This is a genomic window from Aggregatibacter segnis ATCC 33393 (assembly GCF_000185305.1).
Taxonomy (GTDB): domain Bacteria; phylum Pseudomonadota; class Gammaproteobacteria; order Enterobacterales; family Pasteurellaceae; genus Aggregatibacter; species Aggregatibacter segnis.
Genome location: NZ_GL622200.1, coordinates 556,885 through 580,135, shown reverse-complemented (window position 1 = coordinate 580,135; position 23,251 = coordinate 556,885). Strand labels below are relative to the sequence as shown.

Sequence of the window (23,251 nt, the reverse complement as noted above, 5' to 3'; positions counted from 1 at the left end):
TTTTTTCGACCGCACTTTCATTTCCTTAACGGGTGATTTTCACTGTCACATTAATGGTTGTCCGATAGCCGGCTTCATCAACAACCGTTATTTGATAGGTGCCGATGCCTGCCGGTTTCCATAAAAATGTTTCGTCTGCTCTGCTCTCACCTAAATACGCGTTATTCACAAACCAATAAAGATGCTGAACCTCGCCTGAGGTCGTGGCAATTAACGGAATATGGTCTTCTACGCTATTCGCATTAATAAAATAAGTCCGATTTTCCAGTGGTGAGGTAATTTTCAGCGGATTATGCGTAATCTGTTGTAAAGACTGAGTTTGCTGTTCATAAGGGCATTCGGCATTGACCATCGGGCTACGTTTCATGATTCCGGCTTGAGCAAACAATTTTTGATAGTCACTGCTCCAGATCTCATAAATTTTTTGTTCCGTTTCCTCTATCGGATCTGTTGCACAAGCTAAAACATCCGTGCCTTTACGTACGCGTAACTGCTGATAGATATTGCTTACTTGAATCGGCGATTTACCAGGAATAAACAGGGTATTGGTGAGTTGTTGACAGTATTTATTCGGTAAGTTGCCGTCAGCGGCACATACCGGTACATCTTTTAAAGTTAACTTTTCACGACTAAGTGGATCTTGCATCGTCGGAGATTGCGCAATAATAGCATCTGCTAGCTGTAAAAATAACGGTGCCGCCAGGCGACGCCCGATAAAGTGCGGGTTGCTTTTATTGTTAAAATTGCCAAACCACACGACCAACGTGTAATTGCCGAAGTAGCCGGCTGTCCAAGCATCGCGCAATCCGTTAGACGTGCCGGTTTTCCAATAAATTGGTAACTTGGTTTTGATGGCTTTGTTATAAATATCGGTGCGAATATTTTGCGCTAAAATGTCACCCAACATATAACTGCTTTCCGGGCTTAATAGCGAGACACGTTGTTCCGCTGAAATCTCTTTCAGGGATTGCAACGGTTGCCATTTTCCCCCATTGGCAAGGGCAGTATATAAACCGGCCAGCTGTTGCATGGAAAGCTCTGCACCGCCTAACACCAACGACAAGCCATAATGGGCTTTTTCCTTCGGCAAAACAATTTCCGCTTGTTTCAGCAAATCGTAAAGATCAGGATATTTCAGACGTTGTGCCATCTCGACGGCAGGAATATTGCGGCTTTGCAATAACGCCTGCGTCACGCTGACCGGTCCGAGAAAATTACCTTCATAATTCTCCGGTTGATAATCGGCAAAATTCGTCGGCAAATCTTTTAATATCGTTTTAGGATGGGCTAGCCCTTGATCAAAGGCTAAGCCATAAATAAACGGTTTCAAGGTCGAACCATAAGAACGTTTTGCCAATGTGCCGTTAATTTGCCCGCTGATTTGCGGATTAAAATAATCAGCGGAACCTACCAAGGCTTTAATTTGCATGGTGCGATTATCCACCAACAATACCGCCAGATTATTCACGCCATAGGTTTTTTGTTGTTGCAAATAGCGTTGGCTGATTCGCTCAACCAAACGTTGTAAGCCGCTGTTTAAACTGGTGATAAGACGCCCATTTTTAGCCTCCTCTTTTTCCGCATATTGTTGCAACACTTGGTCGGTAAAGTGCGGTGCGAAAAAAGGAAGTTTTTCAATGGGGCGTAAAGGATAATTTAATTTGAAATGGGATTGCCATTGGCGATCTTGCGGACGACTTTCCATCCAACGGGCATACAGTTTATTACGCGCATTGAACAGTTGCGGATTCAGTTGCTGATTATTCTGTTGAATGTAGCCGTTTGGATTTTTTGGCAAAATCGCTAAGGTCATGGCTTCCGCTAAATTCAAGTTTTTGTTGGCTCGGTTAAAATAAATCAGGCTTGCCGTCCCGGCACCTTCAATGTTCCGACCATAAGGCGCAAAGTTGAAATAGGCCTCTAAAATATCCTGTTTGGAATATTGCAATTCTAATTGAACGGCACGGAAAATTTGCTCGATTTTCCCGTGGATAGTGCGGCTGTCAATATTCCATAGAATCCGCGCCAATTGCATGGTGATGGTAGAACCGCCCTGCGCTGAGCCACCTAAAAGATAGGTTTGTGCCGCGCCACGCAACAAACCGTAAGGGTTCACCCCAAAATGGTAATAAAACCATTCATCTTCCTGAAAAAGCACGGCATCCACTAATTGTGGCGAGAGTTCTTCTAATGGCGTCCAAAGACGATATTTCTGATCTTTTGCTGTGGTTAGGCGTAATAAATTCTGCTGTTCGTCATACACGGCAACAGAATAGGGAAAGCGTTGCTTCAAGGGTTCATGAGGTAAAAAATGAACCACTACGGCCGTAAGCAGTAAACCGCATAAAACAACATACAAGCATTGACGAAATTTCTGTGACATAACCATCAAACATGATTAAAAACAAAAAGTGCGGTAGATTTTCAATGTGTTTTATCGCCAAAACACCTCCGCCCTTTTTACTTAACTTACGAATTAAATTCCTTTTCTACCTATGACAAAAAGAGACCTGCTTCATAATTGACTAACAAACCACCCACAATTAACCAAAGGTAAACCAAAGTGCCGAGGATCAGCGGTTTAAAACCCGCCTGTTTAATGGCGCCGATATGTGTTGTTAACCCCAAGGCCGCCATCGCAGAAACAAGCAGAAATGTATCAAGCTCAACCAAACTTTTTACTAGCGTTTGCGGCAACAAATTAAACGAATTGAACACCGCAACAGCAATAAACCAAAGAGCAAACCAGGGAATAGTAATTTTCCGTTGTTCTCCTGCTTGCGCCTCTTTAGTCAACAGCCAAGACAGCCCCAATAAGAAAGGGGCCAACATCATGACCCGAATCATTTTCGTGATCACCGCTGTATCTGCGACAACAGGGCTAATGTTGCCGCCAATGGCATAAACCTGCGCCACTTCATGCACGCTGGAGCCCACATAAATACCGAATTGGTGTGGTGTCATTAATGTGGTGGCCCAAGGATAAAAAAGCGGATACAAAAAAATGGACAGCGTGCCGAAGATCACCACCACCGCAATCGCCACCGACACTTTATGTGATTCTGCCTTTGTCACGGGTGCAGCCGCCATTACCGCAGCCGCCCCACAAATACTACAACCGGAAGCCGTGAGATAAACAAGCTGTTTATCTATTTTGAGATACCGAATGCCAATAAAACAGGTCAGCAAAAAAGTGGAAAGTAACATCAGGGCATCGGTCAGAATTGCGTTTATTCCCACGTCAGTAATATCTTGCAAGGTGAGTCGAAAACCATACAACACGATCCCAGCACGTAAAACCGGCCCTTTAGCAAATAAAACGCCTTTTTCAATATGGCTTTCATAACGTTTATAAACACTATTACCAAAGAGCATCCCCAGCAAAATGGCAATAATGAGCGCGCTAAAATGCGCCTGCTGAGCAAATGGTGTTTGACTTATTTGTTGTGCAATAAATGCTAAAAACGCCACACAAATAAGCCCGAAATAGAATGATCGATTTTTCATTTGGTTTGTCATGAAAGGGAAATGAGGCTTCATTATACGCTGAGAACAGCGAAAAATGGAGTTGATTCTGACCGCACTTTAGGCTTGTAAACCGTTAACAATAAAAAACTCTCCATCAAACGAGGGAGAGTTTTTTATTTTTTAAGCGATTATTGAATCACTTCAATATCCCCTTTCGCAGCAGATTGCGCATTAACCGCACGGTTATACATGTTTTCTGCATAAGCTTGTGGAATTTTGAATTTACCCACGTTCACTGCTTTTAATTGATATTGAATGACGGTGGTGGTCTCACCCACGGAACCGTAGCTCAACATACGGTCTTCACGCAAATCACGGTGTACCCAGTTAAAACGTTGTTGAGTTTCCTCTTGGGCGCTCATGTCACCATTCCCCGTTACTACTTCAAATCCAGCCGGATAAAGGTCGGTAATCACCATGTTGTCTTGCACATTTTGCAATGAACGCACATTGACTTGTACGTTAATGATGTCGCCAAGTTTCACAGAAGACACCGGTTTTCCGTCTTTATCTAAGTAAGTGCGGTCGATTTCCACGCCGTTTTTAATCGCCTCAGCAGACGGCTGTTGTACATAGCCGGATTGGCTAATGGCATACCAGGCTCTTTGCGTACTTTGGTTAACAAAGTTAAGTGCAGCTTTGTCTGCATTGATATTGGCTAACACAAAAGAACCTTGTACACCGCCGATATTTTGACCTTCTTGCTGAATATGTAATTTTTCAAGTTGGTCAGGGTATTGCTTACCGTAAGCCTCTAAGGCTAAAAGCACCATTGCGGAAGACAAGCTGTTATAACGGTCGTCGTTTAAATCTTGCACAATGCCTTCAAACAATCCGTTAGATAATAGCGCTGCCTGTTTCGGGAAATGACGTGACAACACATACAACACCGAACTTTTCTCAATCAACGGATCTAAATAATCGCGATAGAACCATTCGCTTTTCGCCTGCGGATGAGCAAAGTTTGCCATTAGATTGTTCATCAGCGTGTTTGCATCCTCGTCCTGTTTCACCAACTGATAGGCACCAGCCAACCAAGCCGCGGCTAAATCAGATTGCCATTCTTCCGCTTTGAAATGACGCTCCAATAAACTACGGATAGACATTAAGCTGTCGCTTGGCACTTGACCTAAACGCGCCAATAAGTACGTCGCATAAGCGCGTTGACGCAGCATGGCTAAATTATCTTCACTTTCCGGACGACTTAAACGTTCTAATGCCGCAATTGTTTGATTAAACAAGCCGTTTGGTGCAATCCATGCTGCCGGTAATTGCACGTTGTGCTCTTGCGCTTCAATGAGGAAATGCGCCACATAAGCCGTTAAGAAGGCATCATCTTCATCTAAACCGGACCATACGCCAAAGCCTTCGTTCTCAGTTTGGCGTGCCGGTAATAAATTAAAGACACGATTCAAATTATTGTGTAACTGCTGTTTAGTGGCTTCAATAGCTTGCTTGTCGCCCGCTTGTGATAAAACGCCAAGTAAACTTTGATACTCAGGATTATTCGCCAATAACAGATTAGGCATTGCCGCACTAATAATTTGCTCCGTACAGAAGTTGTCATAGTTGCCTAAATAACTTGTGATACCTTTCGCTAAGACTAACGGAGCGGAAGAGATCAGCGCGTATTGCTCACGGCGTTGTGGGAACAACAGATTCGGTAATTCGCCTTGTACCTGTTGATTTGCCGCCACATCACCCACTTTGATGAATTGCTGTTTCGCCGTCAGTGGACGCACGGAAATACCGTATTTGCGTTCAACCTGTGCCGGTTGTTGCAGTTCATCTAAGTAAGCCGCGGTGAAATATAAAATACCGCTACCAAGCAAATCAGTTGCTTTTAATTGGAAATCCACCACGCCTTCACTCATCGGAGCTAATACAATGGAGGTTTGCGCATTGCTTAATACTTGGAACTGCGGTGCAACATTGAGCTGAACAAGCACATTTTGTTTACTCTTCGTATTATTCGAAACGGTCAAACTGACTTTACTTTCATCATTCGGTGCCAAGGTTATCGGTGCACTTGGCGATAAAATCATGTCGTCACGCACCAAAGTTTCCGCTTGTGCGATATTCATTTGTGAACCGTCATTTGTTACGGCAACCGCCATGACTTTCAAATTACCATTAAAGCCCGATGGAATTTGGTAAGTTACCGTTTTGCTTCCGTCCACATCCACAATATTTGACCAGAACACCGCCGGTTTATCGGTTTTACGTTTAAATGGATTGGTATTCGCCGCCAAGGCTTTTTCCAACATTGCCATTTCTTCCGAGTCACCACCGGTTTGTGCAAACTGCAATACTTTACGAAATTCCGGCAAAATCAAATCCAAAATCTGCAAGGTTTCCACTTGAAGGGCATATTTCGGGAAGAAAAACTTCAACGGATCTTCTTGTTTATGACCAGCCACTTGCAAGATGCCTTCATTTACCGCATAAATTACTGCTTTACTTGGTTTATCGGAAGATAACGTAAACTGCACTTTATCACCGGACTTCACTTGCTGCGGTACATTTAACGTCACATTCAAACGATGGTTATCCACATTGACGCTAAACGGCGCAACGCCATAACTTAGCGGACTGGTGAAAATATCATCGGATTGCATATCACGAGAGAATTGCACGTTAATATAACCACTTCCCTCAAAATTCTCAGGAATTCTGATTTTTTGTACAGAACGGTTAGTCGTGGATTTAAACCATTGATGGGCATATACACGATCACGTTCAATGGTGATTAATCCACTCCCCGCATAAGGTGCATTAATTGCCACCTCGATTTCTTCACCCGGCATAAATTGTTTTTTGTTCAAGTTCAATTTAAGTTCGGTGTTTTTATCCATGGCGACAGAGACGTTGCTGTTGCCAATCACCGTATAAGGTATGCGATTGACGGTTTCACCGTATTGGTTATTAATGACCAATACAAAATCACCACTATGCTCGGTATTCAAAACAAAATCAGACCCGCTTTGATCGATATCCAACGGTTTTTCATCAATTTGATTTTCCACCAGTTTAGATTCGTACTTATAAGCACCGGAGCGTTGTTCGGTCAGCACGGAAACATATTTACGTTCCATTAAGACCGCACTTAGCCCTTGCACGGAAATTTTTTGCAGACTTGGATTAATCGCAATTAAGTTCACCTGGCTTACGCCGTTTTCTCTTAAATAACTCAAGTCTTGCGCACTGCTGTAGCCCACTAACCAAGGTTGCGCAGAAACCAACACCGATTGCACTTTAGATACGCCACGACCGCTGTTATTTTCATAGCCGTCCGCCGTGAAATACAACATCTGTACGGTATTTTCCGCTTCTTGCGCTAAATTCAAGGCAAAAACGGCATCACCGTTATTATCCGTGGTTTGATCCTGTAATTCGGTTTCCAACAAAATCGCATTTTTATTGCGTTGATTATCATAGAACTGATAGTTCTTGTATTCAGGAAAGCTCGGGAAGAGAGAATGCAACATGATGTTTGCACTCACTCGGCGTTTTTGCGCCGGCGTACCAAATAAATTCGTTAAATGGATGGTCGCCTTTAAATCCTGCGGAGAAACCCAACCGGCTTGTTGGCTACGATTAAACATCGTATTGATTTTCAACGTATCCGGTTCAAATTCCTGCACTTGGAACGTCATAGAGCCAACATCAATTTGTTCTTGCTGTTGACCAATAGAAATATGTGCCGTCCATTCACCGGTTTCTGCATTTTCCGACAACGGATAAGTCAAATCATTAAAACCACTTTCACTCACTCGGATCGTTTTTTGCCATTGTGTTTTACCGGACGGTGACGTGATTTCTAAAGTGAGTGGCACATTTGCCAAGGATTTTTTCCAATCCAACGCCTTGCTGATCATGCCGATATACACGGACTCACCCGGACGATAAATACCTCGATCATTAAACAAGAAGGTCTTAATGGCGTTTTGTTCCGGCGAAATTTCCTGACCGCGAATATCAAAACGGGAGAAATCTAAAGTGCGGTCTGATTTATCAATAGGTAAGAAAGACTGATCTTGCCCGCGTGTCACCAAATACATAACCGGCTCAAGTTCTTGCTTGAAGTTTTCTAAAGACGGAAGCTGAGCCACCCCGAGTTTGTTAGTAAATTGGCTGGCAATCACTGTGTTATTGCGAGAAATCACTTTCACTAACGCATTTGATACCGGCGCCCCACTGGCAATGGATTGCACGAAAACAGATTGCGTACCATCCGCAGCTTTTTTCGCAATAATGCCTAAATCCGTCAACACGATTAAACGGTAATCACTGGTTTGCGAATCCGGATCGGAATTCCAATAATAATAGCCATCTTCATCTTTGCTATCTTTTAAATTATCGCCATCAGATTCACTGCCAGAAGAGACCGCACTTGCTTTCACCCAAAAGATCCCTTGTTTTGGCAAACCTTTTTGCGATAAATCTACACTGAGATAATCTGATTTACGTGGATTATCGTTAGCTACGGTAAGGGTTTCCGTTTTAAACGTAGCAATATCATCAAATTTCAAATTGCCTAAATCCGGTTTTTGGAAGCTGTTGCTATTTAAATTTGCCACATGACGAAGTTGCTCAGCCTGTACGCGGCCAATATCCAGTTGCACACTGTCAGCGTTACGTACAGCAAGGGTTAATTTGCCGTCGCCATATTGAGACAATAAAGAACCTTTGCCCACAAAGCCGACATAGGTCGGGTAATTTGGCGCACATTCTAAGCTGCCAATCGGTTTTTTCAGTTGATAACCGCCCAAGGCAGTGAATTTATTATTCAGTTGCAAATAAAGGCAACGGCCTTCCGGAATATCAAAACGAAAAGATTGTTGCGCCGAGTAAGGATGTTCGCTTGGAATTAATTCCGGTTGAACGCGTTCGCCACGTCTAACAGCCGCTTCCGTTAATTTTTCCGATTCCCAACTTTGTCCTTCAGGTAATGCCGGTAATAAGATCGCAATAAGATTCTCGGCAATGTCTTTGCCTTTCACGCCATAGTTGAAATTAAAGGTTAGAACCTGTTCTGCTTCATTTTGCTGATTGTTAATAACCTTAAAACTATTATCCTCGTTTTGCAGACTGTATTTCGTCGGCACTGGCACGAGCTTAGTGATGTCTTTATCTAAGGTATTCACACCGGTCTTCGCACGCAACGTTTGGCTAATTTTGGTTTGCACAAATTGATTCGGTTGGGTCGATAAAGACAGGTCATCCGAGCTGATCCACGCTTCCAATTTATTGTCGGAATAACGAATCTTAAATTTCAACGGATTAATCAAATTGAGCGATTGATCCTGATTTTTGCGAACTAAATTTACTTCAACCGCACTTTCTAATGCCTTCGGATCAACCGGATTGGAAAACACCAAATGCGTTAACGCATGACGAACATGAAAGACATTCGGATCCTGATAAAAGTCCGCATCGGAGTCGACAACACTAAAAGGCTGGGTTTTTACAGAATGAGGCGTGGTGACCGATTTCGCATAGGTTAACCCTGGGTTTAATGCCGTTTTATCTAACGTGATTTTATATTCTTGCCCTGTTGGCCAATCCTGTGCGGGCGTAAAACTCAGTAAATTATCACTCGACCAAACCCATCTCCCTTCAAGGGCAGGTTCCATTTTAATGCCTTGCGTGATCTCAGTTTTCAGTTTATCAATCGGTGCGGCGGCGCCATTAAATTCAATGTTCAGTGGATAAACGGTATTTGATGTCCCCTCTTCCCCGTAATAAGTTGGTTCAATGGGATTAAATTTCACATGAACCGCATTGTTTTCATTTCCCTTTTGCTGCTGATACCAATAACTGCCACCACCGGCTGCTATGGCTAATACGAGTGCACCAAGCACTGAAAATTTGGTTTTGTCTTGCATCAGATGCTCCCTTGATTAACTTTAAAATTGACGCTGTTATTTACCATTATCATTAATTCGTTCCGCCTACTGTAATTTGATCGATTTTCAATGCCGGTTGCCCTACGCCCACCGGCACGCTTTGTCCTTCTTTACCGCAAGTACCGACACCATGATCCAATGCCACTTCATCAGCAACCATGGACACATTTTGCATCACTTCAATACCGCTGCCGATTAACGTTGCGCCCTTCACCGGCTTGGTGATTTTACCTTTTTCGATCAAATAAGCCTCTGAAGTAGAAAACACGAATTTGCCGGAGGTAATATCCACTTGGCCGCCACCAAAGTGCGGTGCAAAAATGCCGTGTTCTACGGACGCCACCAAATCCTCAAATTTATCTTTACCCGCCAGCATATAAGTATTGGTCATGCGTGGCATTGGCAAATGGGCATAGGATTCACGACGTCCATTGCCTGTCGGTTGCACGCCCATCAAACGGGCATTCATTTTATCTTGCATGTATTTCTGCAAAATACCGTCTTTAATCAATATGTTATATTGACCTGGCACGCCCTCGTCATCCACGCTGACCGAGCCTCGGCGATCCATTAAAGTGCCGTCATCCACGATCGTGCATAAAGGCGATGTGACTAATTCACCGATTTTACCGGTAAATAAGGAGCTTTCTTTACGATTAAAATCGCCTTCCAAGCCGTGCCCTACTGCTTCGTGTAATAACACGCCAGGCCAACCTGCGCCCAACACCACCGGCATCAATCCTGCCGGTGCCGCCACCGCGCCTAAATTCACCAATGCTTGACGCACCGATTCTTTCGCAAAATAGACCGCTCTTTGTTCGCCTTGATAGCTTTCAAAGAACCATTCCAAACCGAAACGACCGCCTGCGCCCGCACTGCCACGCTCACGCTTACCGTCTTGTTCTACCAACACGGAAACCGATAAACGAATGAGTGGGCGAATATCTGCCGCCAAAGTGCCGTCAGTGGCTGCCACCAACATTTCTTCATACACCATGCTCAAGCCGGCATTCACCTGCACCACTCGCGGGTCTTCCGCGCGGGCAGTTTTGTCCACTAAGCGCAATAATTCAATTTTTTGCTCTTGGCTTAAACTGTATAGCGGATTAATTGGCTGATAACGCAACGGTGCGTCCACCGGATTAAATCTCACCGGCAGAATAAAATTACACTGAGAAGGTTGCGCAATACCACGCACTGCCTGTGCGCATTGTTGCAAATTGGCTAAATTAATTTGGTCAGAATAGGCAAAACCGGTTTTCTCACCGCTTACCGCACGCACGCCCACGCCGCGATCAATATGAAATCCGCCTTCTTTAATAATCCCGTCTTCCAATACCCAGTTTTCATCCTGACTTAGCTGAAAATATAAATCGCCATAATCCACGTTGCGTTGCGCTAACGTATCAAATACGTTGGATAAATCGGATAAAACCAAATGACTTTGAGTTAATAAAGACTCGGTAACTTGTTTTAACATGAAATATTTACTTACATCGAAAAATAGATTGATAAAAAATGCGCAAATTATAGCGAATTCGCGCTCTCGGGGAAAGGCTAATCACTTTTTGATATGATTGGTGTAGATCTGTTTTTCACCAGAACAGCCGGATTACCTTCTTTGTAGTATGGCTCATTTTTTATAGGGGATTATACTGAACCCCTTATTTTTCCAATTAAGTAACAAATTATGCAAAATCCATTTAAAGCCGAATGGACGGCAAAAGGGCATACGCTCTGCTTAGGACATTGGGATATTCACTATAACGACATTCCTCTCGTCCTCCCCGCTGAACGCCGTGATAAAGATATGGGTACCAGAAATATCTATAATTTTATTGATCCCGAAGATGAGCTTTATTTAGAAGGCTTAGATGAAAGCGACTGGATTTTAGCCAATATGGATTGGCTGTCAGATTTATTTATTCAATACGACATTCCCTTGGAAGAAGACTACATGCGGGCGTTTTATCAAGCGGTGAATCCGGAAGACTGGCGTTGTGGCAGTTGTGGCGGTTGCATTTAACCGCCACATCGTGAATACAGAATGAGACTTTTAATCGAAAAGTGCGGTCGTTTTTTGCGGTGTTTTTAAGGTTGCCGTTCAATCACCACTTTAATATCTTCCGGCGGGGCATAATAAGGCGCAGAGGTGATAAATAAATGAATGCCTAACTTAGCATAATCAGCAACATTATTTTTATTCACACCACCGGCAACAGACAGAATGATTTTTTTACCGCTTGCCGCCACCAAAGACGATGCCCGCTTCACGTTATCCACCGACCACTTATCCAACTGAATAATATCCGGTTCGGCATCCAACATTTGTTCAAATTGACTGAAATTATCCGCTTCCAAGGTAATTTTATTTTCCGGAGCTTCCCGTCTTAAACGTTCCACGATTGCTGTCCAATTATCGGGTTCCGCAAGCAAGTTGCGATGATTGGTAAACACCAGCAGCGTTTCACTAATACCTTGCCGATGAATATGCCCGCCCGCCGCCAACACCGCATTGGTCGCTAACTTTCGGGTATTCGGAATGCTTTTACGGGTGCAGGCGACCACCGCATGGGGATTGATGGCTTTGGCATTAGCGATCATATCCGCCGTGTATTGCGCCACGCCACAAGACCACTCCAACACCAACTGAACCACTTTCCATGCCTGATGTAATTTATCGCCGGAAGCCACCGCACTTAACAGCACCGTGCCGGCGTCAACGGCTTCGCCTTCCTGCACATAAACCTGCGGTTCAATATCCAATTTTCCTAGCAATTTTTCTGCCACGCTAATTCCCGCCACAATACCGGCATTTTTGCGTTTAAATAAAATTCTCGCCGGCACATTGTCCAAACCGAGCGCACGCGTCGTCAAATCGCCACGATAAATATCCTCCAATAAAAAATCGTCTAATTCTTTATCTGAAAAATAAATCATGTGTTCTCCTTAAATAAATTGTCCTAAATGCAATCGAAGCTGCCTTTCGACCAAAAATCTGCTAATTAACATTCAGAATCAATTGGCTCAATAGACTTTGCGAGTTAAACAACAAACAAATTCAAGTCAATCACCAATGACGGCAACGCCACCAGCAAATCTAGAAACATATCAATAGACTTTTGCAAAGGTAACTGCACGTGGCTCATCATCTACACAGATGGAATAGAAATACATTCTTATTTTCCAGGAAAAGTGCGATCGTTTTTCTAAATGTTTTTTACTTTTCCTAATAACTCCGCCACTACTTTCGGTACGCCTTCACCGGCTTTCATTTTTACTGTTTCCACCGAGCGTGGGATAAAGCCCGTATTTGGATTAGGGTCGATGAGGTAAATTGGGGCATTTTTCGGCGCTTCGTTGACCAAGCCGTTGGCGGGGTACACCTGTAATGAGGTGCCAATAACCAAAACAACGTCCGCTTTCGAAACAAAGTCAATTGCCGGTTCTAACATGGGGACGTTTTCGCCGAAAAAGACGATATGGGGGCGCATGGGGTGTCCATTAGGGTCTTTATCAGCCACGGATTGTTCACCAAAGCAAGGCACGATGTAACCGGGGTCAAAACTGCTGCGCACTTTGTTTAATTCGCCGTGCAGGTGCAACACATTAGCACTACCGGCGCGTTCGTGCAGATCATCTACGTTTTGCGTAATGATTTGCACGTTGTAGCCTCGCTCCAATTCTACCAAGGCCTTATGTGCTGCGTTAGGTTGGGCTACAGCACAATTACGGCGGCGTTCATTATAAAAATCCAACACTTTTTTACGGTTGCGTTGCAGGGCTTCCGGTGTACAAACTTCTTCGATTTTATGCCCTGCCCATAAGCCATCCACCGCGCGATATGTCGGAATACCGCTTTCAGCGCTAATGCCTGCGCCGCTTAATACGACACAAAGAGGTTTCATCTTATTCCCCTGTAATGTATTCATCCTAATACTACTGATACTTTTACATCACCACCACATCAAACTGCTCTTGGGTGTAAAACGGTTCGGTTTTTACTTGGATTTGTTTACCAATAAAGACTTCCAACTCAGCCAACAAACCGTGAGATTCTTCGTTGATTAAATAGTCGGCAACAGCGTGGGAGGCATAAACCACAAATTGTTCGCTGGCAAATAAATGATGCACGCGGATAATTTCGCGCATGATTTCATAGCACACGGTTTCCACTGTTTTCACTCGTCCGCGACCTTGGCAGGTTGGGCATTCGCAACACAATACATGTTCCAAACTTTCCCTAGTACGCTTGCGTGTCATTTCCACCAAACCTAATTGTGTAAAGCCATTAACGTTTGTTTTCACCGGATCACGCGATAAGGCATCTTGCAAGGACTCCAACACACGATTACGGTGTTCTTCACTTTGCATATCGATGAAATCAATGATAATCATGCCGCCGAGATTGCGCAGTTGAAGTTGTTGCGCGATGGTTTTGGTGGCTTCAATATTGGTGTTGAAAATGGTTTCTTCCAAATTACGATGCCCCACGAATGCACCGGTATTAATGTCGATCGTGGTCATGGCTTCTGTTTGCTCAATAATCAAATAGCCACCGGATTTGAGATTCACTCGTCTATCTAACGCATGGTGAATCCCCTTTTCCACACTGTACACATCAAAGAGCGGTTGATTTCCCGTGTATAAAATCAATTTATCCGTGAGATTTGGGATAAATTCTTCGGTGAATTGTTTCACTTCATTGAAACAAAGTCGGGAGTCAATGTGAATGCGATCCAATTTACCGCCGATAAAATCGCGCAGAATACGCTGGGTCAGCGCCAATTCGCCGTAAAGCATGGAGCGGGTCGGGTATTTCGCACGGCGCTCTAACACTTTTCGCCACAAGCGTTTTAAAAACTCGGCATCTTGTTGTAAATCCAGTTCAGTCGCCCCTTCGGCCGCAGTACGGATAATAAAACCGCCCAATTCATCACACAAAGGTAAGGTGAGTTCTTTCAAGCGATTACGTTCTTCCTCGCTTTCAATGCGTTGTGACACGCCCACATGGCTGTTTTCCGGCATGAATACTAAATAACGGGAAGGCAAGGTAATATCGGTGGTGAGTCGCGCACCTTTCGTGCCAAGCGGATCTTTTACCACTTGCACCACAATATCCTGCCCTTCATGTACCAGTTGGGAAATGTCTTTCACCACAAATTGCTTTTGTTCACTTTCTTCCACACATTCGGTGTGCGATACAATATCTGACGCGTGTAAGAAAGCGGCTTTTTCCAGCCCGATGTCCACAAATGCCGATTGCATTCCCGGTAATACACGGGTGACGCGGCCTTTATAAATATTTCCCACAATACCGCGTTTGCCTTGGCGTTCAATATGCACTTCTTTGAGCAAACCGGTTTCCACTAAGGCAATACGCGTTTCGCTTGGTGTCACATTGACCAATAATTCAACAGAATCCATAAAATATCTTATCCAAAATGTCGTTGTTATTGATTTTGCCAATTAGTCTAACGAAAAGGAAAATAGAATAACAGGGGCAAATAAGGTAAAATGCTCCCCTTTTTTTGAATATAAGAACTATTTTTAGGGTTGATAGGATGTTTGGTTTAGATCCGACAATTGTTACATTTACTATTTATATTTTCGGCATGATTGGCATTGGGGTTGCCGCCTATTATTACACCAAGGATTTATCCGATTACATTTTGGGTGGGCGTCGCTTAGGCAGTTTCGTCACAGCGATGTCTGCCGGTGCCTCGGATATGTCCGGTTGGTTGTTAATGGGGTTGCCGGGTGCCGTGTATTTATCCGGTTTGGTCGAAGGCTGGATTGCAATTGGTTTAACCTTGGGAGCCTATTTAAACTGGCTCTTCGTTGCTGGACGTTTACGGGTTTACACCGAATTTAATCAGAACGCATTAACCCTGCCTGAATATTTTCATCATCGTTTTGGTACGCGTCACAATGCGTTAAAAATCGTTTCCGCCTCCATTATTTTGGTGTTCTTCACCATTTATTGCGCTTCGGGCGTGGTTGCCGGTGCAAAATTATTCCAAAACCTCTTTTCAATCGATTATTCCACCGCACTTTGGTATGGCGCACTGGCGACTATCGCCTACACCTTTATTGGCGGTTTCCTTGCGGTGAGCTGGACAGACACCATTCAAGCCACGCTAATGATTTTCGCCTTATTGCTTACCCCTGTCTTTGTGGTGATTTCTATCGGCGGTATTGACGACTTACAAAACGTCGTGCAACAAGCCGAAATGAGCGCACAAAAAGAATTCACCGACTTATTCCGCGGTACCACCATTATGGGCTTGTTAAGCCTTGCGGCGTGGGGCTTAGGTTATTTCGGACAACCGCATATTCTCGCTCGTTTCATGGCGGCAGACTCCGTGCGTTCCCTCAATAAAGCTCGCAAAATCAGCATGACATGGATGGTGCTTTGCTTAGTAGGTGCCGTTGCCATCGGTTTCTTTGGTATGGCGTATTTCTATGCAAATGCAAACACCGCTTCTGCGGCTTTGGTAAACCATGAACCTGAGCAAGTTTTTATTGAATTATCCCGATTATTATTTAATCCGTGGATTGCCGGTATTTTGCTTTCCGCGATTCTTGCCGCGGTGATGAGTACCCTAAGTTGCCAGTTGTTAATTTCTTCCAGTGCCATTACGGAAGACTTTTACAAAGGCTTTATCCGCCCGAAGGCATCAGAAAAAGAATTAGTTTGGCTGGGTCGCGCCATGGTGTTGGTGATTGCCGCCATTGCCATTTGGATTGCACAAGACCAAAACAGTAAGGTGTTGAAACTCGTGGAATTTGCTTGGGCTGGGTTTGGCAGTGCCTTTGGTCCGGTAGTTTTACTTTCATTATTTTGGAAACGCATGACGTCCTCCGGTGCCATGGCAGGCATGCTCACCGGCGCAATAACCGTGTTTGCTTGGAAAGAATGTTTACCGCAAGAAAGCGAATGGGCGCAAGTGTATGAAATGATTCCCGGCTTTATGTTCGCTGCCATCGCCATTATTATTGTGTCTCTCTTGTCCGCGAAACCCGACGAGGCCATTACCGACACCTTTGAAAAAGCCCAAAAAGCGTATCATGATGCGCTGTAACCTTAATTCACCGAGATAACGATATGATCGATTTTCGCCCTTTTTATCAACAAATTGCTACGACCCATCTTTCCCCTTGGTTGGAAACCTTGCCATTACAAATGAAACAATGGCAACAGCAAACCCACGGGGAATATGCCAAATGGGCAAAAGTCGTAGAATTCCTACCGCACTTGTCGGCATCCCGTATTGATCTAAAAAGTGCGGTCAAATCTGAGTGCGATTCTGCGCTTTCCGATGGCGAACGCCAGCGCATTATTCACCATTTAAAACAACTCATGCCATGGCGCAAAGGGCCTTATCATTTGCTTGGCATTCATGTGGATTGCGAATGGCGCTCCGATTTCAAATGGGATCGCGTGCTACCGCATTTAGCGCCGTTGCAAGATCGCACGATTTTAGATGTGGGTTGCGGCAGTGGCTATCACATGTGGCGCATGGTGGGCGAAGGCGCAAAAATGGTGGTGGGCATCGACCCGACGGAATTGTTCTTATGTCAATTTGAAGCGGTACGCAAATTATTAAATGACGATCGTCGTGCCAATTTGATTCCGCTCGGTATTGAGCAAATGCAACCGCTTGCGGCGTTTGATACGGTGTTTTCTATGGGGGTGTTATATCACCGCAAATCGCCCCTAGATCATCTTTCCCAACTGCGCGCCCAATTGGTGAACGGCGGTGAATTGGTGCTCGAAACCTTAGTAGTGGACGGCGATGAAAACACTGTGTTGGTGCCGATGGATCGCTACGCCAAAATGAAAAATGTATATTTTATTCCGTCCGTTGCCGCACTGATTCATTGGCTACAAAAAACCGGCTTTAAAAATGTGCGTTGTGTGGATGTCGCCGTCACCTCATTAGAGGAACAGCGCAAAACCGATTGGTTAGAAAATGAATCCTTAATTGATTTTCTCGATCCGGCAGATCACAGCAAAACCATCGAAGGCTATCCTGCCCCGAAAAGAGCGGTCATTTTAGCCAATAAATAGTCATAAATCTCATTGAGATCAAAGGTTAAAAAGAGTAAAGTAAGCAACCGTTGATTTTTATAAACTAGCTTAAAAAAGGCGGAAAATTATGGGTAAAAGTGTTGTTGTTCTCGGCGCGCAATGGGGCGATGAAGGAAAAGGAAAAATCGTTGATTTGCTCACCGACCGCGTCAAATATGTGGTTCGTTATCAGGGCGGTCATAATGCCGGTCACACCTTAATCATCAACGGTGAGAAAACCGTTTTACGTTTAATTCCATCAGGCATCCTGCGCGATAACGTCACCTGTTTAATCGGTAATGGCGTTGTACTTTCCCCGTCTGCCCTCATGCAAGAAATGGGAGAATTAGAAAGCCGTGGCGTCAATGTCCGTGACCGTTTATTAATCTCTGAAGCTTGCCCATTAATTCTACCTTACCACGTTGCGATGGACCACGCTCGTGAAGCGGCACTTGGCAAAAAAGCCATCGGTACCACCGGTCGTGGTATCGGCCCGGCTTATGAAGACAAAGTGGCTCGTCGCGGTTTACGTGTAGGCGATTTATTTAATCGCGAAGCCTTCGCCGAAAAACTCAAAAATATTCTTGATTACTACAACTTCCAATTAGTGAACTACTACAAAGTTGAACCGGTTGATTATCAAAAAACCTTAGATGACGTGTTCGCTGTTGCCGATATTATCACCGGTATGGTCGCTGACATTACCACCATTTTAGATACCGCGCGCAAAAATGGCGACAACATTTTATTCGAAGGCGCACAAGGCACCATGTTGGATATTGACCACGGTACCTATCCGTATGTGACCAGCTCCAACACCACTGCCGGTGGCGTTGCTACCGGTTCCGGTTTCGGCCCGCGCAATTTAGATTATGTGTTAGGTATCATCAAAGCCTATTGCACCCGCGTGGGTGGCGGCCCGTTCACCACGGAATTATTCGATGAAGTCGGTGCAGAAATTGCCCGTAAAGGGAACGAATTTGGTGCGGTCACCGGTCGTCCACGTCGTTGCGGTTGGTTCGACGCGGTCGCCATTCGTCGCGCAATTCAATTAAACTCTATTTCCGGTTTCTGCATGACGAAATTAGACGTGTTAGACGGTTTCGATGAAGTGAAAATCTGCGTGGGCTACAAAATGCCAAACGGCGATATTGTAGAATACGCACCACTTGCCGCGAAAGACTGGGAAGGTGTTGAGCCGATTTATGAAACTATGCCGGGTTGGAAAGAAAATACCTTCGGCGTAACCGATGTGAATCAATTACCGCAAACTTGCCGTAATTACATCAAACGTATCGAAGAAGTCACCGGCGTACCGGTTTCTATCCTATCAACCGGACCGGATCGTGTACAAACGATGATTTTACAAGATCCGTTTGCTGCGTAAAAACGCATAGAAAAATGACCGCACTTTTGAGCCATCAAAGTGCGGTTCTTTTTTGGAGAGTTTTTTATGAATGAACAGGAAAAAAACGTCGTCGAATACCTAACCGAATACCCTAATTTTTTCACCACTCATCCTGATTTGCTTGCCAAACTGTCCGTGGTTCATCCGCAAAAAGGCACGCTATCTTTAGTAGAAGCACAGCTAGAACAGCAACGCCAACAAATCAAAACACTTACAGCGTTCTTAGAAAAATTTCATCAGCTTGCCTATCAAGAGGCGGACATTTTCTATGCGCTTATGCCCTTACAAAAGAAATTGTTTCAAGCGGAAGATTTCCAACAGGGCGAAGAAAAATTGAAACAGTGGGCGCAATCCTATGAACTGGACGGTGCAAAAATATTGCTGTTTCGAGATGCATGGCAAACAAATGAATCCATTCCCGAACAATATTGGATTGATCGCAAGGCGTTTGAACTGATTCGCTTGGAACGTCTCGGCTTGCGCCAATTTTACTTGGGCGATTTAAGCAACAAAGAAAAACACCTGATGTTTCTGCCGGAAGAATTTCCCATTGGCTCCGTGGCAATTTGTCTGCTTGGCGCAAAAACAAGCCACAAACCGACCGCACTTTTATTATTCACCTCCCGAGATACTGCCCGTTTCCATAATGGGCAAGACACTACATTCTTAAAACACATCGTGGATATTGTGGAATTGCATTTAACCCGTTGGCTGTGAATCCATTTAGACTAGAAAGTGCGGTGCATTTTCGCCTTGTTTTTGCAAATCCTTGATCCAGCTCACGATCTGATAAAAAGCCGGTTTCTTTATATTGGCGACTTTTCTACAATGTGTGTGTTTTTAATCATTAAAAACACACAATTCAATTTAACTTCAGATATCACAAAGGTCTCATTATGAAAATTTTCACTTGGCCTGTGGTTGCAGGTGCTGCACTTGGTATCGTTGCTCCACTTCTAACCTACAATGGCAATCCCGGCAATATGGGTTTCTGTGCGGCGTGTTTCTTACGAGATACCGCCGGTGCATTAGGGCTCCATCGCGCCGCTCCGCTACAATATATTCGTCCCGAACTTATCGGCTTAGTTTTAGGTGCGCTTGCCAGTGCCTATTTTTCTAAGGAATTCCGACCACGCGGTGGCTCTGCGCCGTTGGCTCGCATTATCCTTGGGTTCTTTGCCATGATCGGTGCACTGATTTTCTTAGGCTGTCCATGGCGTGCTTATTTGCGCCTAGGCGGTGGCGATCTCACTGCCATTGCGGGAATCGTTGGTTTATTCGCCGGGATATTAGGCGGTATTTTCTTTGCGAATCGCGGTTTTTCCTTAGGAAAATCAAGTGAACAAAGCAAATCGTCAGGGCTCATTGGCGTGCTATTTACCTTGGCCTTACTCATCTTGCTTTTAACTCAATTTAAATTTGGCGAAAATCTGGCTATTTACTTTTCAGAAAAAGGCCCGGGCGCACAACACCCTGCCGTTTGGATGTCGCTTGCCGGCGGCGCATTGCTTGGTGTATTAATGCAAAAATCCCGTTTCTGCACAATTGGCGCATTCCGTAACTTCGTATTGTTCCGCGACACACAGCTTTTGAACGGTGTTATCGCCTTGGTTGTGTTCGCTGCGATCACCAACAGCTTGCTCGGACAATTCCATGTAGGATTTGAACAGCAACCTATCGCACATAATCAATATATCTGGAACTTCTTTGCCATGGCATTATGCGGATTGTGTTTCTCCCTTGGTGGCGGTTGCCCGGGTAAACAATTGGTGAATATCGGAGAAGGAAACAATGACGCGGCATTATTTGTATTAGGTATGCTATTAGGTGCGGCTGCGGCACATAACTTCGGTTTAGCAGCTTCACCTAACGGTGTTACAGCTTATACGCCGCACGTTTTAGTACTTGGCTTTGCCGCCTGTGTTTACATTGGCGTAACCAATAAATCAAAAGCCTAAATCCTCCATAGCGAGATAAAAAAACGCCCGTAATAAACGGGCGTTTTGTGTTTCTGAAATTCGACAACATTGAAAACTCAATACAAAAGTGCGGTCGATTTTCGTCTTATTTTAAATCTTCGGCTAAGCAAGGCTGAATTTTATTCAACATTTCTTTTAGCACGCGTGGTGCTGCGGCAACAATATGGCCGGCTTTTAAGTAACTATGACCAGCATTGTAGTCTGTCACGATACCGCCTGCTTCACGAACGATTAAATCGCCTGCCGCCACATCCCAAGCTTTGATGCCGTATTCAAAATACCCGTCTAAACGACCGGATGCCACATAGCAAAGATCCAACGCAGCAGAACCGGTGCGGCGGAAATCAGCCGCCTCTTCAATCAAGCTTTGCATCATATTGAATTGCATTGGCATGTATTTCGGTTGTTTGAATGGGAAACCGGTAGCAAGTACAGCACCGGATAAATCGCGTTTGTTTTCAACACGTAAACGCTGTTCGTTTAATTTTGCGCCTTCGCCACGCACTGCAGTAAATAATTCGTTACGGATAGGATCATAAACCACGGCCACTTCGGTGCGGCCTTTAACACGAATAGCAATAGAAACGGAGAAATGAGGCAAACCTTTTACAAAGTTTGTGGTGCCATCCAGTGGATCAATCACCCATTGAACATCGTTATCACTGCCTTCTAATGCACCGCTTTCTTCGGTGATGATGGTGTGGTCGGGGTAAGATTTTTTAATGACTTCGATAATCGCTTCTTCTGACGCTTTATCTACGTTGGTTACATAGTCATTTTTGCTTTTTTCCATGGTGACGATGTCGTCACGACGTTCGTAGTTTTTTGCAATAATATTGCCCGCTTTTCGTGCTGCACGAATCGCGATATTTAACATAGGATTCATAAATTCCACCGGATTTTAAAGAACAATTTAGGTGCGCGATTATAAGAGATTTAAAAGAAAATAGCTATCAGAAAAATTTTTAGAATTGTTGACTAAATACAAGGGGTATTTATGGTAGAATACGCCCCGCTATTGAATAAGATAAAAATGATCATGTTGGAAAATATTCGAATTGTTTTAATTGAAACCTCGCACAGTGGCAACATCGGTTCCACCGCACGAGCAATGAAAACAATGGGATTAACAGATTTAGTGTTAGTGGCGCCAAAACAAGGCGTGGATGATCAAGCCATTGCCCTTGCTGCCGGCGCAGAAGATGTGGTGAAAAGTGCGGTCGTTGTAGAAAACTTTTCCGAAGCCGTTGCCGATTGCTCGTTAGTAATTGGCACTAGTGCAAGATTGCGTCATTTGCAAAACTCGCTCATTGAGCCACGCGAATGTGGGGAAAAAGCCATTAATCATGCGATAAGTGGAAAAGTAGCGATTGTATTTGGACGTGAGCGTGTCGGTTTAACCAATGAAGAATTGCTCAAATGCCACTATCATGTGACGATTCCTGCAAATCCGGATTATGCCTCGTTAAATTTAGCCATGGCGGTACAATTAATCAGTTACGAAATACGCATGGCTTACTTGGCAACACAGCGCGAAGAAAATCAGAAAATGACACAAACGCAGCCTGACGTATATCCGCAAATGCAAGAGTTGGACTATTTTTTTACGCGTACCGAGCAGCTTTATCAATCCCTTGGCTTTATTCAAAATCAAGGTGTCATGCAAAAACTCCGACGCTTATATAGCCGTGCTGAAGTCGAAAAAACAGAACTTCATATTTTGCTCGGCATGTTAAGTGCGGTTGAAAAAAAACTTAAATCGTAAAAGAATAATAGTTGACTGTAAGAGTCAACAATGTAAGATTTCTTCGCTTAATTGATTATTTTTTTATTTAGGAACATAAAAGATGAAATTAACCTCGAAAGGTCGTTATGCAGTCACCGCAATCTTAGATATTGCTATTCATGCCGATAATGGTCCCGTAAGTTTGTCCGATATTTCCGAGCGACAACACATTTCCCTTTCTTATTTGGAACAGCTGTTTGCAAAACTACGCCGCAATAATTTAGTCAAAAGTGTGCGCGGACCGGGTGGCGGCTATAAATTAGGTCACATGCCGGAAGACATTTCCATCGGTATGATCATTGCTGCGGTAAATGAAAATATTGATACCACGAAATGTTTAGGGAAAGGCAATTGCCAAAACGGACAGGAATGCTTAACGCATACCTTATGGGACAAGCTGAGTCAACGTATTGCAGATTTCTTAAATGAAATCACATTGGCTGAATTGGTCTCTCAACACAAACAAAAGAAGCCATCCCAGTACAAACATCAAGATTTAGAAAATCTTCTCGTAATAAAAACGAATAACGCACAACATAGCTAAAAGTGCGGTTTAAAATAAAACTA

16 protein-coding genes are annotated in these 23,251 nt (G+C 44.1%); 8 read left to right on the top strand and 8 right to left on the bottom strand.

Annotation, left to right across the window (positions count from 1 at the left end; all coding sequences use genetic code 11):
- Positions 1–25 precede the first annotated feature (25 nt).
- The 4 genes from pbpC to tldD all read right to left on the bottom strand — a co-directional run bounded on the left by pbpC (position 26) and on the right by tldD (position 10,917).
- Entirely contained in the window at positions 26–2,383 is a 2,358-nt protein-coding gene (pbpC, locus tag HMPREF9064_RS06600; RefSeq protein ID WP_032998099.1) for a penicillin-binding protein 1C, read from the bottom strand.
- Positions 2,384–2,493: 110 nt separating this feature from the next.
- On the bottom strand, positions 2,494–3,507 hold the full coding sequence (locus HMPREF9064_RS06605; RefSeq protein WP_032998097.1) for a YeiH family putative sulfate export transporter: 1,014 nt from the start codon (positions 3,505–3,507) through the stop codon (positions 2,494–2,496).
- A 149-nt stretch (positions 3,508–3,656) separates the two neighbouring features.
- Positions 3,657–9,416, bottom strand: a complete 5,760-nt coding sequence (locus HMPREF9064_RS06610) for an alpha-2-macroglobulin family protein (RefSeq protein ID WP_006717492.1) — start codon at positions 9,414–9,416, stop codon at positions 3,657–3,659.
- Between the two features lie 52 nt (positions 9,417–9,468).
- Positions 9,469–10,917 carry a metalloprotease TldD gene (gene tldD, locus HMPREF9064_RS06615; protein ID WP_006717490.1) on the bottom strand — a complete coding sequence of 483 codons (1,449 nt, stop codon included), beginning with the start codon at positions 10,915–10,917 and terminating at the stop codon, positions 9,469–9,471.
- A 210-nt stretch (positions 10,918–11,127) separates the two neighbouring features.
- Between tldD and HMPREF9064_RS06620 the strand changes: the two genes are divergently transcribed.
- Entirely contained in the window at positions 11,128–11,463 is a 336-nt protein-coding gene (locus tag HMPREF9064_RS06620; protein ID WP_006717489.1) for a hypothetical protein, read from the top strand.
- Positions 11,464–11,528: 65 nt separating this feature from the next.
- Here the strand turns inward: HMPREF9064_RS06620 and modD are convergent, their stop codons facing one another.
- The 3 genes from modD to rng all read right to left on the bottom strand — a co-directional run bounded on the left by modD (position 11,529) and on the right by rng (position 14,864).
- Complete coding sequence (gene modD / locus HMPREF9064_RS06625) at positions 11,529–12,377, bottom strand: ModD protein (RefSeq protein WP_006717487.1); 849 nt, start codon at positions 12,375–12,377, stop codon at positions 11,529–11,531.
- A gap of 269 nt (positions 12,378–12,646) precedes the next feature.
- On the bottom strand, positions 12,647–13,345 hold the full coding sequence (locus HMPREF9064_RS06630; RefSeq protein ID WP_032997795.1) for an SIR2 family NAD-dependent protein deacylase: 699 nt from the start codon (positions 13,343–13,345) through the stop codon (positions 12,647–12,649).
- Positions 13,346–13,388: 43 nt separating this feature from the next.
- Positions 13,389–14,864: a ribonuclease G gene (rng, locus tag HMPREF9064_RS06635; RefSeq protein ID WP_006717483.1), complete on the bottom strand. Its 1,476-nt coding sequence runs from the start codon at positions 14,862–14,864 to the stop codon at positions 13,389–13,391.
- 137 nt (positions 14,865–15,001) lie between these two features.
- On the opposite strand from rng, the gene putP reads away from it, so the two are divergent.
- From putP to yedE, 5 genes are all read left to right on the top strand, one after another.
- Positions 15,002–16,522 carry a sodium/proline symporter PutP gene (gene putP, locus HMPREF9064_RS06640; protein WP_006717481.1) on the top strand — a complete coding sequence of 507 codons (1,521 nt, stop codon included), beginning with the start codon at positions 15,002–15,004 and terminating at the stop codon, positions 16,520–16,522.
- A gap of 23 nt (positions 16,523–16,545) precedes the next feature.
- On the top strand, positions 16,546–17,511 hold the full coding sequence (cmoB, locus tag HMPREF9064_RS06645) for a tRNA 5-methoxyuridine(34)/uridine 5-oxyacetic acid(34) synthase CmoB (protein WP_006717479.1): 966 nt from the start codon (positions 16,546–16,548) through the stop codon (positions 17,509–17,511).
- Between the two features lie 88 nt (positions 17,512–17,599).
- The gene (gene purA / locus HMPREF9064_RS06650) at positions 17,600–18,898 is read left to right on the top strand and encodes an adenylosuccinate synthase (RefSeq protein WP_006717478.1); all 1,299 of its coding nucleotides are present in this window, start codon (positions 17,600–17,602) and stop codon (positions 18,896–18,898) included.
- 66 nt (positions 18,899–18,964) lie between these two features.
- Positions 18,965–19,636: a DUF484 domain-containing protein gene (locus HMPREF9064_RS06655; RefSeq protein ID WP_006717475.1), complete on the top strand. Its 672-nt coding sequence runs from the start codon at positions 18,965–18,967 to the stop codon at positions 19,634–19,636.
- Between the two features lie 179 nt (positions 19,637–19,815).
- Entirely contained in the window at positions 19,816–20,877 is a 1,062-nt protein-coding gene (gene yedE, locus HMPREF9064_RS06660) for a YedE family putative selenium transporter (RefSeq protein WP_006717472.1), read from the top strand.
- Between the two features lie 106 nt (positions 20,878–20,983).
- On the opposite strand, the gene suhB is transcribed toward yedE, so the two are convergent.
- A complete protein-coding gene (gene suhB, locus HMPREF9064_RS06665) occupies positions 20,984–21,784 on the bottom strand; it encodes an inositol-1-monophosphatase (RefSeq protein ID WP_006717470.1) in 801 nt (266 codons plus the stop codon).
- 153 nt (positions 21,785–21,937) lie between these two features.
- Here suhB and trmJ point away from each other — a divergent pair, with 153 nt between their 5' ends.
- Entirely contained in the window at positions 21,938–22,663 is a 726-nt protein-coding gene (gene trmJ, locus HMPREF9064_RS06670) for a tRNA (cytosine(32)/uridine(32)-2'-O)-methyltransferase TrmJ (RefSeq protein ID WP_032998095.1), read from the top strand.
- Between the two features lie 82 nt (positions 22,664–22,745).
- Complete coding sequence (gene iscR / locus HMPREF9064_RS06675) at positions 22,746–23,228, top strand: Fe-S cluster assembly transcriptional regulator IscR (RefSeq protein WP_006717467.1); 483 nt, start codon at positions 22,746–22,748, stop codon at positions 23,226–23,228.
- Positions 23,229–23,251: the final 23 nt, after the last annotated feature.